Source organism: Proteus alimentorum (assembly GCF_002607735.1).
GTDB lineage: Bacteria > Pseudomonadota > Gammaproteobacteria > Enterobacterales > Enterobacteriaceae > Proteus > Proteus alimentorum.
Genome location: NZ_NBVR01000024.1, coordinates 124,661 through 139,714 on the forward strand (window position 1 = coordinate 124,661; position 15,054 = coordinate 139,714).

Consider the following 15,054-nt stretch of genomic DNA (forward strand, 5'->3'; position numbering starts at 1 on the left):
ATTTTCTAATTTCATCAGGAACATCTCTATCTGCAAATTTAGTTTCACTGCCTGAATGAGGGAATAATTCTCCAGTCTTTGGGTTTTTATTCCATTTTGTTATTTTAATTCTATTCGGGCTAACATCAGCAAGACGTCGACCATCTGGTCCATATACAATTACATGCCCACCAGTCGTTTTTAAATAAGTATTAGGTGTACTTATTGCTGGTAATTTATTACCACTTCTTCCTGCATCTATGACTTGTCCATCAAATTTTAGATTTCTAAAATACTCTAAATCTAAAACTTGACCTTTAGAGTCAACTAAAAATCTTGTTTTATTTTCACTTCCGCCGTTATTAAGCGTTGACGTTCCACTTAACCCAAACGGATCAACCCAACCCACTGGACAATGCACATACCCATATGGATTAAAGCCACCTAATAATCCGATGGGGTCTGGTGAAATATATTGCCCTGTGTCCTTATCATAGTAGCGAAAGCGATTGTAATACAAGCCACTTTCTTTATCTTCATATTGTCCGGCAAACCGAAAATGGCATTCAGTGTATTCTGGGTCGTTATCGGCATAATTATCATGGGATTGCCAAAACGCCATTTGTCCCCAGGTATTTAACCGTCCCGCCCAGCTGATAATCCCTTTTTCGCTAAAGATTTCTCGCGGAGTGCCTTGATGGTCAGTGACGACATAATGCAGTTTTCCACGTTGATAACGGGCTGTGGGGGCCAGTTAATGGAGTTGATCAAAAGCATAGTTAAGCTCACGCCCACCAAAGCGGGTTTGGGGGAGGATAGTAGTTGTAATCGGTTAGTAAGTGGAATAGTAGAAAATCATGATGTGATCGTCTGTGTATTAAATATCGCGATCATGTAAGAAAAAGAGAAAACAGGAGGGCATTAAAAAAATTGTGTGACTTGAAATAAAGCACTCGAAAATCGAGATGCACTACACTGTGGGCTATTCCCAATATGGCAACAAAAGCACACTTCCGAACGGAATTCATCTAACAGGGCACTGGTTAAAAGCGGCAGGTTTTGAGACTGGCTTTACGTTTACCGTCAAAATCTTAAACAGCTGTTTGGTTTTGATACTGGACAGCGAAGAGACCAGAGCAATAAAACAACAAAACCAACAACAGCAAGCGCAACTGAGTGAGATTAAGCTGCGCTTGCAGGCGTTGGTTATCGAATAGGGATGTTAAATAGATATGATGTGGTCACATAGTAAGTCTAGCACCAGCCTTTATAGGAGAAAAATCATCAGGCCACATTGTATCATTGTCATATTCTGCATTAACAAAGGTAGCATCACTGATTCTACTCACATTCATATTTGCACCTTTCAAGTTCGCACCATTCATATTTGTAGCAAATAAGTCAGCACCACTAAGATTTGCATTTTTTAAATTAGCATTTAAAAAGAAGGCGCCTGCAAGTTTGGAATCTACTAATATTGCATTTACCATAGAAGCTTCCATAAAATTAGAGTTCATCAATAATGAATTAGTGAAGTTAGCTTCATCTAATAAGCAATAGGCAAAGTTTGCACCACGTAAATTAGCTTGTTTAAAGATGGCTCTTTTTAATGAAAACTTTTCAAAAATGGCCGTATGTAATAAATCATTAGTAAAATCAAAACCATCTAAACTATTTACGTTTATCTCTCTGATTGCCTCTGTTGATTCAAACTGGATTTGCACCATTACTTACCTCCCCAATCAAAACTATCAATGTAGTGGTCAACAATAATTGTTCACACGCTATTTACTGCTTTCGTATCTCACAATAAGTGTATTTACTTATAGTATTTGCTTTCGTAAATGTCCGAAATCTCGCTAAAGCCAGTCTGTTCTAATGTACATGGATTTTTAATATGTAACAAAATGTGTATTTTGTTTCAAATTGTAACAGTGTTGATTTTTAAGGGAAAAATAAGTCTATTTTTATAAAAACAATCAAAAAAAGATTTATTTTGCGGTTGGTTTAAAAGTGAGCACTTAAAATTTAGTTATACATAGAGATAAGTATAATCTTAAGTGTGGTCATTTTAGCTATTACCTTATTTTTCTCTGAATCACCATCAAATAACCAGTCCATTGTTAATCAATTTATTTGATACAACTTATTTATTTGCAATTTGAATGTGTCATAAACCCACGTTGAACAAATAGGCCGTAGATCTTTAATAGTGAAAAATTTTATATTTTGACGAAGAAACCAAGAAAACAACTAGCTGAATATCATTTCGTTTTACTTAATACGCTTAAATAATCGATAAAAAACAAAATGATAATTAATTCCCTTGTTTGTATAAGTAAATTAAATAGTACGGATTTTTAAGAAAAAAACAGATGAAAAGATTTACAAATACTTTACTAATAGTTTACAAATGAAATAAGATATCGTTATTGTTTTAATGCTAATAATTCATTGAGTAAAAGGAACGTGTAAAATGGCGATATCTAGAAGAAAATTTATCATTGGTGGAACAGTAGTGGCTGTCGCTGCTGGTGCGGGTATTTTAACACCAATGTTAACTCGCGAAGGGCGTTTTGTTCCGGGTACGCCAAGACATGGCTTTGTTGAAGGCACTGAAGGTGCTTTACCAAAACAAGCTGATGTTGTTGTTATCGGTGCTGGTATTCTTGGTATTATGACAGCTATTAACCTTGTAGAACGCGGTTTATCTGTTGTGATTGTTGAGAAGGGCAATATCGCAGGTGAGCAATCTTCAAGATTCTACGGCCAAGCAATTAGCTATAAAATGCCGGATGAAACATTCTTATTACACCATTTAGGTAAACATCGCTGGCGTGAAATGAATGCTAAAGTCGGCATTGATACTACTTATCGTACACAAGGCCGTGTTGAAGTTCCTCTTGATGAAGAAGATTTAGTTAACGTAAGAAAATGGATTGACGAAAGAAGTAAGAATGTTGGCTCTGATATTCCATTTAAAACCAGAATTATTGAAGGTGCTGAATTAAATCAACGTCTTCGTGGCGCGACAACAGATTGGAAAATTGCTGGCTTTGAGGAAGATTCCGGTAGCTTCGATCCAGAAGTTGCAACCTTCGTTATGGCTGAATACGCTAAAAAAATGGGCGTGAGAATTTACACTCAATGTGCGGCTCGTGGCTTAGAAACACAAGCGGGTGTAATTTCTGATGTTGTAACCGAGAAAGGTGCAATCAAAACTTCTCAAGTTGTTGTTGCTGGTGGCGTTTGGTCACGCCTATTTATGCAAAATCTTAATGTTGATGTTCCAACACTGCCTGCATATCAGTCTCAGCAGTTAATCAGTGGTTCACCAACGGCACCGGGTGGTAATGTCGCTTTACCAGGTGGTATTTTCTTCCGTGAACAAGCTGATGGTACTTATGCAACTTCTCCTCGTGTGATTGTGGCACCAGTAGTGAAAGAATCTTTCACTTATGGTTATAAATATCTGCCATTATTAGCATTACCTGACTTCCCAGTGCATATTTCTTTAAATGAACAATTAATTAATTCATTTATGCAATCTACGCATTGGAACTTAGACGAAGTTTCTCCGTTTGAACAATTTAGAGACATGACGGCACTGCCAGATTTACCTGAGCTAAATGCTTCATTAGAAAAATTAAAAGCAGAATTCCCAGCTTTTAAAGAATCGAAATTAATTGATCAATGGAGTGGTGCAATGGCTATCGCCCCAGATGAAAACCCAATTATCTCAGAAGTTAAAGAGTATCCAGGTTTAGTGATTAATACGGCAACAGGTTGGGGTATGACAGAGAGCCCTGTATCAGCAGAATTAACCGCTGACTTATTACTGGGTAAAAAACCTGTTTTAGATCCAAAACCATTTAGCCTTTACAGATTCTAATTAAGCTAAAATGTAAAAACCCTCTTAATTGAACTGACCCCAGTTCATAATGGAGGGTTTTTTTGTATATTTTTATTATTACTAAATTTATTTTTTTTGACTAATTTTAAATAATATTGAAATTATAGTTTAAAAATAGACTGCTGGGAATTGAATTTCATTAATCAAAATAGATTCATTTAAATAAATTAATGCTATTTATAATAAGTAAATTTTCTTTCTTCTTCAATTTTGATAAAAGATGTTTTTTTACTATTGCATATTTGTCTGCTTTTTTTCTGTGAATATATTTTCTGTTTTTTAAATAAAATATCATTAATGTTATGACTGTGACTAAAATGCTAAAAATAGTTGTTGCTATTAAAGCTTTAAATAAAAATGTTAAAGATCCAAAAAATAAGAAAGATAAAAATAAAAGTGGAGAGAATAATACTAATATATAGAAGAGAATCATGATAGGTAGTAAAAATCGAAATAATATTGATTTTTCTCTGTAGTTAAAATATCCGTAAGGTAAAAAAAGATAGGCGGATTGAGTAGTATGATTATACACTCCTATTGCCTCGTTTTTATTTAAATCACAATATACTTCGATACGATCATCTATCCCTAGAAAAAAAGGATGTTTTTTTATGGTCAAATAACCGAAATCAGTCTTTTTATTATGTGTTGTGCATGTGAATATATTTTCTTTATTACCAAAAATATAGTTATTTTTAGCGGTTTTAATTTTTTCGCCTGGATTGTTAAATGAAAGATCGTAAGTATTCTCTATATTATCTATGTTATTATATTTAACTATAATATCATGCTTTGAAATAATTGATTTATCTTCATCATAAGAACATTTATATGATTTATTGATCATGATCTTTTCTTTTAGATGATTTAATGCTCTAGTGGTAAATCTATTTAAATTTTTATTTAATACTAAAAATATTTTAATAGCATTCTTTTTATAATTTTTTATGTCTTCTTTTTTTTCTGGGTTTTCAATAAAGTCATTTATAGGAGATGTTAAATAAATATATACATCATAGAAAGAAATAACAGTCATTATCAATGAAATTAGAAATAAAATAGGTGTAAATTCAGCGTTGTAAAATAATAATGCTGTAAAAAATAATAGAGATATAAAGCTGTATTTAAAGCTTTTGATGGTTTTCTTTTGCTCTTGGTAAATGTTATCTGTTATTAATTCTGATTTCTCTGTTTTTAGAAAATACACCCAATAACCTGAGTTTTCTAACTTTTTAACGCCAACATTTATCATTTCTCCATGTTTTATTTTATCTAACTCTTCAATAGTATTTTTAAATTGTGATTGATATAGAAATAATATTTTATTCGTGGTTATTATTCTAATGATAATATCACCAGAAATATTTTGTTTATCATATCGAATAAATTCTTCTTGATAAATACCCGCTGAATATGACATTTAATTACCTATATGGTGAATGAAATTATTCAGTGGATTATATCAATATTATAAATAGAATGATTAGATTAATTTATATTTGATTGATAATAGTTTGAATTCATTTTTTGATGATATTAATTATTATCTTAAGGTAAATTTGTTATCGCAATATTGAATTTTTATACCACCAAGTATGGTGTGAAATTTTTATAAAAATCATAGCAAAGATATATTTGTATAAAATTTATTTTTATATGTTAATGGTAAATATACTCACTCATAAAACTATAGATCGTATCTATATGCTTTTTATTTGAAATGATTTTTATAAATCATAACTAAAAATCATCTAACTTATTGATATCTATTGATTGGGTGTTCGATATTTAATGCTGCATTGTTGCTCTAAATATGATGTATATTAAAATAACATATAGAAATGTAAATTATTTTAAATTTAAAATATCGGAATAACCTTATTAACAGGGTTGGTTAATATAAGTAATATTACGATTACCCACTAACTAATGATTAAATATTTTCTGTTTATAGTTTGATAGTTTATAAACTATAATTCGGTGTTTTATCAATGTAATCATCTAATGAAAGAAGGAGAGTAGAGGGATGATTAACACCAAAGTTGGGAATAGAATAAAAATGATAAGAAGACAATTAAAAATAACAGAGAATGAGATGTCTGAAAGATTGGGAATAAGTATGCTACATTACTCTCAATTAGAAGATGGGCATCTAAAAATAACAGTCGATCAATTGATTACTATTTCTTATGTACTTGGTGTTACACCTCAAAGTCTTATCTTAGAGGCTAAGAAAACAGACTTTATGGTTTTTGAGGACAAACAGTCGATAACCCAACCAAGTGAAATAGTTATATTCAGAAAGAAGCAAGTAATTTCAAAATAACATGAGTATATTATTTGTTGATATTGAGTTCTGATAAATATATTGAGTCATTTTTTAGTTATTTTAATTAAAATTTTATTTCTCAAAGCTCAATAACTAATAGCACAAAAGCCATCTTATTATAGGATGGCTTTTGTGTATTTAATGGCAGAGTGTTGTACCTGTTATATGATTTATGGCACCGTTTTTAATCAGTAGCCTTTGCATCTCTTTAAGATTATTTTGGCAAGCATAACTTAACGCACTGTGATTATAAGAAAATAATGACTTATCTTGCGTTGTCGTAACAAGATTAACATCAGCACCTTTGGAAATAAGGTATTTTACGGTATCAAGGCGATTATTACTGGCAGCAATCATAATAAATGTTTCACCATCGCCTTCTACTCTTTGGTTATTGAGCTCAATATCGCTTCTCATTAGGTCGTGAATTTTTTTTACTACATTGACGTTATTTCCTAATACTGCTGATTTAAAAACATTATAAACATCATCTTTATCCGTAGCCCAAAGGTTAGCGCCTTGAGAGATGAGATAATCAACCATCTCTTCATCACCAATAAATGCTGCCCATCCCAGAGCTGTTTGCTCTAAGCTTCCCGTGTCTTTCGCTTCAATATTTTGACCATCGGCAAGCATCTTTTGGACTTCATTTAAATCACCATGTTTAACAGCATCAAACCATAGTGCATTTCTACCTGTGCTTGGTGAAGTATAAAATACCCGATGTGGTAAACGTGATTTATTAGCCAACTCAATCATATCAGAATAATTTGATTTAAAAGATTGATATTCGGGTGGATTATTTTCATTAATGATCAATGCTTGTGTGCCAAAAGAAACTAATAACAATGAAAGAAAAAACATTTTTATGTTCATTTAAACACCCTGTGATCTAAATAATTAACAAAACTTATTACAATTAGTTTATTAAAAATTAATATTTATTAGTATTGACAATTGAAACAGAATGTAAGTAAGGTGTGTTTTATTAATACGTATTTGTAATAAAGATAAATCTTATTAATTATTTTTTGTTTTTAATGATCATTAATGGCGTTTTTCACTGCTAAGTGTTGGGTAATCACGATTTAATGGCACAAGTTCAAAATGCTCATTGCCATTAGCATCAATGCGAGTTGGTCTGTATTTCTTAAATGTTGCCTCTCTTTCATTATTAGCCGCAACAATAAATTCACCCAGATGTGGTTTTATCTCAGGATCAACAATGATTACATCTCCTGATTTAAAATCAGGTTCCATTGAGTCACCTTCTATTTCTAATGCAAAAGCATTTTATGAAAGTTCTTGATCTGTCAGAATATACCCAAATTCACCATCACAATCGTAATGGGAACACTATGTACCAAGTTTCCTGCTTGAACGTAGTTTATTAGTGGTAATTTTTTTGTGTTGATATCATGAATAGGTTGAATGTTATCACCCATCATTAACCAACCCGCATCACACTCTAACGCTCTTGCAATGCTAATAATATTGCGGGGCTTTTTGGTTGAGCCATCTTCTATTGAAGCCCATGATTGTTGTCTGATATCCGATTTTTCTGCTGCATCAGTCTGAATAAGCCTCAAGGCATCTCTTCTGGATTTAACTCTATTTGCAAGACTCATAATTCCTCCTATTAAAATAATACAGTTATACCTGTTAAATACTCTATCTAAAAAAGACTAAATCAATAAATGATAATTTGTAAGGAGTCATTTATAGACTAATAAATATCGATATAACTAGTTTTTCTATTTAATAACAACAATTGTTTCTTAGTAGAGTTCTGTTATAAATAAGAATGGTTTTATTATTAATGATATCTAGAATATAAAATTATTTTTTTATTTTAATAGAAAGGGGGTGACAAATGTTATATGAAGATAATTAAATTTATATCAAGTTGTCATATGTCTGATAAGTGATGTTTTTATAGGAATGAAAACATTTTATCTATATTAATTTAAATAATATGGCAAGACTGTTTATAAAATAAAGGGATATTATGAAACTTATTGATGGATTAAAAACAGAATTAAAAGGTTTCTTCAATGAAACCTCTGAAAATAACTATGTGAAGATTTTTGACACTCCTCATGTGTGGGGAATGCCATTTGGTAAAGAAATTATGCCAAAAGCGATAGAGCGTGAGGCTGAGTTTGAACAAGCCATTATATCTATCTTAGACAAAATGCTGTATCGTTGTGATATTTCATCTCTTAATGCCCCTGATGAAGAATGGCATAAAATTATTCTTGCTGCGATTGATAAATCTTTTTCTGAAAAAAAGGGCGTAAAGAACGCACGCAAATTCGATTTTTATTTGCACAAACACCAACAGTTTTATTAAACGGTGTTAAATACTATTTTAGTGGAACGCCTGAATATTTGGCACTACTCTGAGCCTCATGCATTTAAAAAAAATAATTTCTGTGTAGTGATTTATCGTTATTAAAAACGAAAATATAAAGGGGAGTTAATCCCCTTTATATCGTTAATAATAATTAGTTTAACTATTTTAGGTAATCTAACGGCCAGTGTTTGAAATAAATATGATTAGCTTGCCAGTCTACTTTTTCTGTATTGTCGTTTAATAAATGGCGAGCCACCGTAAAGGCAAATTCAAAACTCACACCTAATCCTTTTGCACTGATAAATTTTCCATCAACAACAACATCTTGATCAAGATAATGACCATCATCGTATTTATCTGCCAATTTATCGCCAGTACTGTAATTACGACCTTCAAGAAGATGATGTGCCGCTAATACTTTTGCTCCTGAAGAGCATAATGCACAAATATATTTATCTTCAGCAATATGGCGTTTAATAAATTGAATAACTTGCTCGTTAGCACATAAACGATCGGTGCCTTTAGGACCACCCGGCATCATGATTGCGTCGTAGCTATGTGTTAGCTTTTCAGTTAATAAAAAATCAGCACTGATTTTGGTTTCAAAATAAGTATTTAATACCAAAGTATCCATGCAAGAAAGTACATCAACATGAATATCAAGACGGCGCATGATATCAATAAAAACAACTGCTTCACCTTCTTCAAATCCATCAGCTAATAAAACGGCAACCTGTTTCATTTTATTTATCCCTTATGTGTTTTTAGTAATGAGTGGATACTTTGAATATGATTAACAATGGTCTCTTTATCTTGTTTATCAATCGTTTCTGCTGTGGCAATCCAGCTTCCTCCACACGCAACAACTTGTGGAATAGCAAGATAATCACTCACGTTATTTAAACTAATTCCACCTGTTGGCATAAATTGGGCTTGAGCATAAGGTGATGCTAATGCTTTTAGCATTTTTACCCCGCCAGAGGCTTCTGCGGGGAAAAATTTAAGTAAGGTTAAGCCTTTTTCAAGTGCGATCTCGACTTGGCTTGGGTTGTTAATACCCGGAACAATATCAATGCCGTTATTAAGGCAGTAATCAACTGTACTTGGGTTATAGCCCGGAGAAATAACAAAGCTAGCTCCAGCTTCTTTTGCCATATCTGCTTGTTGTGCAGTCAGCACCGTCCCTGCGCATAGTACTAGCTCGGGGAAGTGTTCATGCATGAGTTTTATGGCTTTGGCTGCCGCTGGTGTACGAAAGGTAATTTCGGCAACAGGTAATTGATTTTGGGTTAGAATTTCACCCAGCCAGATTGCATCTTCAGCGCGATTAATTTGGATCACGGGGATCACTTTCAGTGATGAAAGAGTATCAACAATTGACTGTGTCATGGTTATCCTTGATTAGTGTGTAGAATGAATCAGTAATTTCATGAGGAATGATGGCGCCATGATGCTGAATGACGAGTCCTGCTAAGGTGTTTCCCCACAAACAGCACGTCGGTAAGCTGTGATTTTGGAGCCAAGCAGCAATAAAAGCAGCATTAAAAGAGTCACCTGCGGCGGTGGTATCAATAACAGAATCAATGGGTTTGGGAGAAATATAGCCCGTATTTTTGCCATCAGACCAGTAAGCACCGTTCGCACCCAATTTGACAATGATGTTCTGATTACCCCATTGATGAAGGCGTTGTGCAATGTCTTGTTCTGTCAAAGTTGGATTTTGCCAAAGTATTTGCTCATCATCTCCAGTGACTAAAGCGATATCGCTAATGCTATACAACTTCTCAAACCATTCTTGTGCATGAGGTATTGAATCCCATAAACGTGGTCGATAATTCGAATCCACAATTAAGGTAAACCCTCGTTGTTTAAGGTGTATTAATTGAGTGAGTAGTGCCTCTTTACCTTCCGGCGTTAAAATAGCAAGAGAAATACCACTAAGATAAATCACACTATTATCAGGCAGTGCGTTGAGATGTTCGGCAAAACGACGATCAGTCGTAATATAACGAGCCGCTGCATCATTGCGCCAATAGTGGAAACTACGCTCACCGCAAGCATCAATTTCAATGGCATATAGACCGGGGAGTTTTTCAGGGATCGTAATAACAGATTGGCAGTTGATCCCTTCGTTTTCCCACGCTTTTTGCATTAAGGCACTGTAAGTATCAGTGCCTAAACCTGTAATGTAGTGAGGATGCAATGAAGGGATTAGTCGTGATAAATAGAGTGCAGTATTTAACGTATCACCGCCAAAACGCTGTTGTTGCGGTAAAAAAGGCTGACCACTAAGCTCTATCATACATTCGCCAATAACGGCGACAGTTTTGTTTGTCTTCACAGTTTCCCATCACTTTTACAGACACGAATTTTATCTGCAACCACCGCTTTCATTGCAGCTTTGCCCGGTACAAGATAATGACGAGGATCACTTGCATCTGGGTTATCCAAGAAGTACTGCTTGATTGCATTAGAGAAAGCGATTTTCAGTTCAGTTGCAACGTTAACTTTGCAAATACCTAAATCGATACAGTGTCGTACATCTGCATCAGGAATACCCGATGCACCATGAAGAACTAAAGGAATGTCTGTTTTTTGGCGAATAATGGCTAAACGATCAAAATCGAGATGAGGTTCATGTTTGTACATACCATGCGCTGTACCGATTGCAACAGCCAATGAATCAATACCTGTTGCTTTGATAAATTGTACTGCAGAATCAGGATCGGTGAATAGAGCATCTTTTGTATCAACGATAAGATCATCTTCCTGTCCACCAAGGCGACCAAGCTCAGCCTCTACCGTGCAATCCCAATGATGGCAGAAATTAACCACTTCTTTGACGATGCGAATGTTTTCTTCAAAATGAAAATGAGAGGCATCGATCATGGCGGAGCGCACACCTGAAATGACTTTATGACAAATATCAGGAATATCTTCATGGTGATCTAAATGTAGAGCAACAGGGATACGATATTGCTCTGCGGCCTGCTGGCAAATAGAGATCAAATAATCACTACCTGCATAAGCAAACGTGCTTGGTGTGCCCGCTAAGATAACGGGTGATGCCATCTCAGCGGCTGTTTCCATCACAACTTGAATGGTTTCCAAGTTATGAATATTAAAAGCAGGCACAGCATAATTTTCACGCTGTGCTTTATTGAGCATATTACGAGTAGAAACCAGATACATGTTTGCCTCTCATCTTTCGTTTAATTACGAATTATAATAAACGAAAGAAATAGAAAGGTAAAAGATCTAAATCACATTTTTATTGCCTTCGCACTGAAAGCAAATGAAAGGTGATTAGAAAAAGTGTGCCATTTTAGAGCTATAACTGGTGATCCCTTTGCGTAATAAATTATTTTTCGGTCGTCTTGACTGCCCTATCACGGTTTCAGCGACTTTTTGTGCTAAGGTCTGTTTTTCTAAACGGCGGGTTAATGGTGTTTGCTGAAGGGTATAATCTTCGCAAAAAATGATGTTTACCTCTTGCGTTGCTTTCACTCCAGTCACTAAAGCTTGAATCGCAGGAATTTCGAAACGAAAGTTATCTTTTTCGATGGGTAAAGGAAGTGAAGGTGTTTGCCATAAATTGATACGATCAGCGCAATAAAGTGCAATAATCACGGCACGTAATGACCAAAAACTACTGGCAGGCCCACTGTAGTTATCAACTAAACGAGGGTCGTGAGTAAATAAGCCTTGAGTGGGAGCACCATTTTTTAATGCGCCTTGAGAAATGAAATAACGTAAACTACTTTCAAAGGCGCGTTTTGCCTCACCTACCTTCACTGAAGGACAATGTAAATCGACACCTGCTAATAATGGAGCTGAAACCGCAAGGCGATAGCAGGCGCTTCGACCAAAGAAAGGAATACCTTTTGGCGTCATAAAATACAGGTAATGTTGATTAAAGGTGTTAAGTGATTGAGTAATAAATGCTGTATCAAATTGGGGATCAATTTGCGTTAACCAATACAATGAATAGTAAAAGCCCCATGCATTGTAGTAATCATAATTACCTTTTGCCCCATCACGAAACCATCCATCACCAACATAAAATTCTTTTAATCGTTCATAGCGCCAATGGGCAATTGTGTCTTTTCCTGTGAGTGCTTTAATGACAAATTGGACGGTAAGAGGGAAGAAATGCCAATTATTATCAACAATTTCACAGTGATTAACTTGTTCGAACCAAGTCATAATTTGTTGTTGTATGGCGGGTGTTAATGTATCCCACACCCATTCACGGCTTATCCAAAGTGTGAGCGCTAAATCAGCTGCTTCACAAATTCGTTGATCGTAATCTTCAAGTTTCCCCCAATATCCTTTATGAAGTGGATCTGTGCCATGAATGAAGCTTTGTTTGATCATTAAAGGTAAGTTGAACGCTTGATGATTTAATCCCATCAATGTCCTTTTTTTGCTGCTAACTATCCATGCGGCAAGTAGAGGAAGTACCCTGCTAACACCTTCAAGAGCATCTGTTCTTGCCGTTTGTTGCCCTGGGCTTCCGGGGTAATAAGCATGAGAGTAACCCCAGACTTGATAATGATGAAACGCCTGTGTGACATACTGTGTCAGCATTTCGCATAAAGAGAAAAGCGATTGGTTTTCATCATTAAAAAAATCAGTGATCGTTTTATCATATCGACGATAAGCAGATTTTCTGACTAATCGTCGAATGATATTTTCCTTAAATAAGCGTTGGTAGATTTCTACGTTTGGGTGCTCATAAGGGAGTTTTGGACGTGCTGAAGATGCAATTTCAATAGCCATTTTCGTATCTCAGAAAAAAGACGCATCCTTGCGAAACAAAACGGAAGTTGAATATTAAGGTTTTGCAGAATCTACGAGTATTTGATAGTGATCTTGTCCCCAAAGAACGGGCTTTGGCTTATCTTTGATCCACTGGTAATACGCATTTTTTAGCTCTGTTACTTTTTGTGGATTTTGTTTAGCAAGATCGATTGATTCAGCTGGATCTTTTTTATCGTTAAAAAGTTGGGGCTGATTTTTCCCATCATCATAAAAATAGAGTGCCCATTCACCGTCACGTACCGCCCAAGCACCTTTAGAGAGTTTTTCTAAATTAGGATTTGTAGGGGGGGTTTTACGTTGATAGGTTATCCATTGATGATATCCGTGCCAAAACTCTTGGTTTTCTTCACTGTAATGTTTAGTGCCAGGGCCTGCCCAATAAAGATAGTTGTGAGGGGACTTTGTTGTTTCGCCTTTAAGCAAAGGCATGATGTTTTTCCCTTCAACGTTTAAATTGTCAGGGATCGCAATACCGGCTGTTTGTAGTGCAGTCGGTAAAATATCGAGTGCGGAAATCATTTCATCACTTTTTGTGCCTGCAGGAATAGTACCGGGTTGATAAGCAATGAAAGGAACTCTAACACCACCATTAAACATTTGCCCTTTAAAGCCTCTATCCATCGCATTCATTGGCATAGGGGATTCATTAACTGCACCATTATCCGATAAGAAAAAGATAAGTGTATTTTCTAACTCACCGTTCGCTTTTAGTTTTGCAATAATTTGACCAATACCTTCATCTGCTGCATTTAAGGCAGCAAAGTATTTATCTGCCTCAACATTTCCAGTATCAAATTTCTCCATATATTTAGCAGGAGAAGCTTGTTCTAATGGAATATGGGGAACGCTATATGAAAGATTGATAAAGAAAGGCTTATCTTTATGTTCATCGATAAATTTTAGGGTTTCATCCGTTAAAAGATGCGTGGTGTAACCCGGCGCAGGAACATTGACACCATTACGCCAAAATGCAGGTGAATTCCATAAAGCTACGCCTGAGGCGTAATAGCTAAAGTCATAATCGAAACCTCGCTCATGAGGGGCATAACCCGCTTCCGGCGTTGAGATCATGTTATCGTGATAATCACGAGTTTGCTTACTTTCATTAATTTTCGGTTTGCGGATAACTTTTGCATTGTGCCATTTACCGATACTGGCGGTGGCATAGCCATTTTCTTGGAAAAGTGAAGGCAATAGTTTGATATCTTGTGGAATGCCTAAAATAGCATCGTCATTGCTGTAAGTACCAAAGCTTGCTGGAGAGCGCCCAGTAAAGATACCTGCTCGAGAGGGCCCACAAACAGGGTGAGCAACAAATGCATTGGTCATTTTGGCACCATTTGTGGCCATTTCACTGACATTTGGCATTGCAATGCGCGCAGCTTCTACCATTTTATTGATATCGCCTTCATAACGCGGTGGTGTAGGTCTTTGCGCTAATGTATCAACATCTAAGGTATCCAGTACAAAATCAAGTTGCCCTGTGCCTAAATCATCCATCACTATCAGTAAAATATTCGGCTTTTCAGGTGTACCACCTGCATTGGCAGATATCGGGATGTTTAAACACGACGTAGCAATTAGCCCAGCGAGTAAGCTTTTTTTAACAGAAGGTAAGATCACGGATTGTCTCCAGAATAAACAAGATAAAAT

General features: G+C 35.2%; 15 protein-coding genes and 1 pseudogene. 4 read left to right on the forward strand and 12 right to left on the reverse strand.

What is annotated here, in order from left to right:
• Positions 1-358: 358 nt before the first annotated feature.
• A pseudogene (locus B6258_RS18170) lies at positions 359-733 on the reverse strand (RHS repeat-associated core domain-containing protein); the annotation flags it as partial.
• A gap of 223 nt (positions 734-956) precedes the next feature.
• Here B6258_RS18170 and B6258_RS07535 point away from each other — a divergent pair.
• A complete protein-coding gene (locus tag B6258_RS07535; RefSeq protein ID WP_240531543.1) occupies positions 957-1,196 on the forward strand; it encodes a SymE family type I addiction module toxin in 240 nt (79 codons plus the stop codon).
• Between the two features lie 24 nt (positions 1,197-1,220).
• Here the strand turns inward: B6258_RS07535 and B6258_RS07540 are convergent, their stop codons facing one another.
• The gene (locus tag B6258_RS07540; RefSeq protein ID WP_099074736.1) at positions 1,221-1,706 is read right to left on the reverse strand and encodes a pentapeptide repeat-containing protein; all 486 of its coding nucleotides are present in this window, start codon (positions 1,704-1,706) and stop codon (positions 1,221-1,223) included.
• Positions 1,707-2,455: 749 nt separating this feature from the next.
• Here B6258_RS07540 and B6258_RS07545 point away from each other — a divergent pair.
• Positions 2,456-3,871 carry an NAD(P)/FAD-dependent oxidoreductase gene (locus B6258_RS07545; protein WP_099074737.1) on the forward strand — a complete coding sequence of 472 codons (1,416 nt, stop codon included), beginning with the start codon at positions 2,456-2,458 and terminating at the stop codon, positions 3,869-3,871.
• A gap of 175 nt (positions 3,872-4,046) precedes the next feature.
• Here B6258_RS07545 and B6258_RS07550 read toward each other — a convergent pair whose 3' ends face one another.
• Complete coding sequence (locus tag B6258_RS07550; protein ID WP_099074738.1) at positions 4,047-5,312, reverse strand: hypothetical protein; 1,266 nt, start codon at positions 5,310-5,312, stop codon at positions 4,047-4,049.
• Between the two features lie 606 nt (positions 5,313-5,918).
• On the opposite strand from B6258_RS07550, the gene B6258_RS07555 reads away from it, so the two are divergent.
• Complete coding sequence (locus tag B6258_RS07555; protein WP_099074739.1) at positions 5,919-6,218, forward strand: helix-turn-helix domain-containing protein; 300 nt, start codon at positions 5,919-5,921, stop codon at positions 6,216-6,218.
• Positions 6,219-6,359: 141 nt separating this feature from the next.
• On the opposite strand, the gene B6258_RS07560 is transcribed toward B6258_RS07555, so the two are convergent.
• The 3 genes from B6258_RS07560 to B6258_RS18350 all read right to left on the reverse strand — a co-directional run bounded on the left by B6258_RS07560 (position 6,360) and on the right by B6258_RS18350 (position 7,849).
• Positions 6,360-7,097: an ankyrin repeat domain-containing protein gene (locus tag B6258_RS07560; protein ID WP_099074740.1), complete on the reverse strand. Its 738-nt coding sequence runs from the start codon at positions 7,095-7,097 to the stop codon at positions 6,360-6,362.
• Positions 7,098-7,268: 171 nt separating this feature from the next.
• Positions 7,269-7,481, reverse strand: a complete 213-nt coding sequence (locus tag B6258_RS18345; RefSeq protein WP_240531544.1) for a S24 family peptidase — start codon at positions 7,479-7,481, stop codon at positions 7,269-7,271.
• A gap of 53 nt (positions 7,482-7,534) precedes the next feature.
• A complete protein-coding gene (locus B6258_RS18350) occupies positions 7,535-7,849 on the reverse strand; it encodes a helix-turn-helix domain-containing protein (protein ID WP_240531545.1) in 315 nt (104 codons plus the stop codon).
• A 380-nt stretch (positions 7,850-8,229) separates the two neighbouring features.
• Between B6258_RS18350 and B6258_RS07570 the strand changes: the two genes are divergently transcribed.
• Positions 8,230-8,574, forward strand: a complete 345-nt coding sequence (locus tag B6258_RS07570; RefSeq protein ID WP_206073611.1) for a phospholipase D-like domain-containing protein — start codon at positions 8,230-8,232, stop codon at positions 8,572-8,574.
• A gap of 163 nt (positions 8,575-8,737) precedes the next feature.
• On the opposite strand, the gene B6258_RS07575 is transcribed toward B6258_RS07570, so the two are convergent.
• The 6 genes from B6258_RS07575 to B6258_RS07600 form a co-directional block, all read right to left on the reverse strand.
• Positions 8,738-9,319 carry a DJ-1/PfpI family protein gene (locus tag B6258_RS07575; protein WP_099074741.1) on the reverse strand — a complete coding sequence of 194 codons (582 nt, stop codon included), beginning with the start codon at positions 9,317-9,319 and terminating at the stop codon, positions 8,738-8,740.
• A 5-nt stretch (positions 9,320-9,324) separates the two neighbouring features.
• Positions 9,325-9,966: a bifunctional 4-hydroxy-2-oxoglutarate aldolase/2-dehydro-3-deoxy-phosphogluconate aldolase gene (locus tag B6258_RS07580; RefSeq protein WP_099074742.1), complete on the reverse strand. Its 642-nt coding sequence runs from the start codon at positions 9,964-9,966 to the stop codon at positions 9,325-9,327.
• Positions 9,947-10,918, reverse strand: a complete 972-nt coding sequence (locus B6258_RS07585; RefSeq protein WP_099074743.1) for a sugar kinase — start codon at positions 10,916-10,918, stop codon at positions 9,947-9,949. Before B6258_RS07585 ends, B6258_RS07580 begins: the two co-directional genes overlap by 20 nt.
• Positions 10,915-11,769: a tagatose bisphosphate family class II aldolase gene (locus tag B6258_RS07590; RefSeq protein WP_099074744.1), complete on the reverse strand. Its 855-nt coding sequence runs from the start codon at positions 11,767-11,769 to the stop codon at positions 10,915-10,917. The genes B6258_RS07585 and B6258_RS07590 overlap by 4 nt, the downstream gene beginning before the upstream one ends.
• 114 nt (positions 11,770-11,883) lie before the next feature.
• On the reverse strand, positions 11,884-13,359 hold the full coding sequence (locus tag B6258_RS07595) for a DUF2264 domain-containing protein (RefSeq protein ID WP_099074745.1): 1,476 nt from the start codon (positions 13,357-13,359) through the stop codon (positions 11,884-11,886).
• Positions 13,360-13,413: 54 nt separating this feature from the next.
• A complete protein-coding gene (locus B6258_RS07600; protein WP_099074746.1) occupies positions 13,414-15,024 on the reverse strand; it encodes a sulfatase family protein in 1,611 nt (536 codons plus the stop codon).
• Positions 15,025-15,054 lie beyond the last annotated feature (30 nt).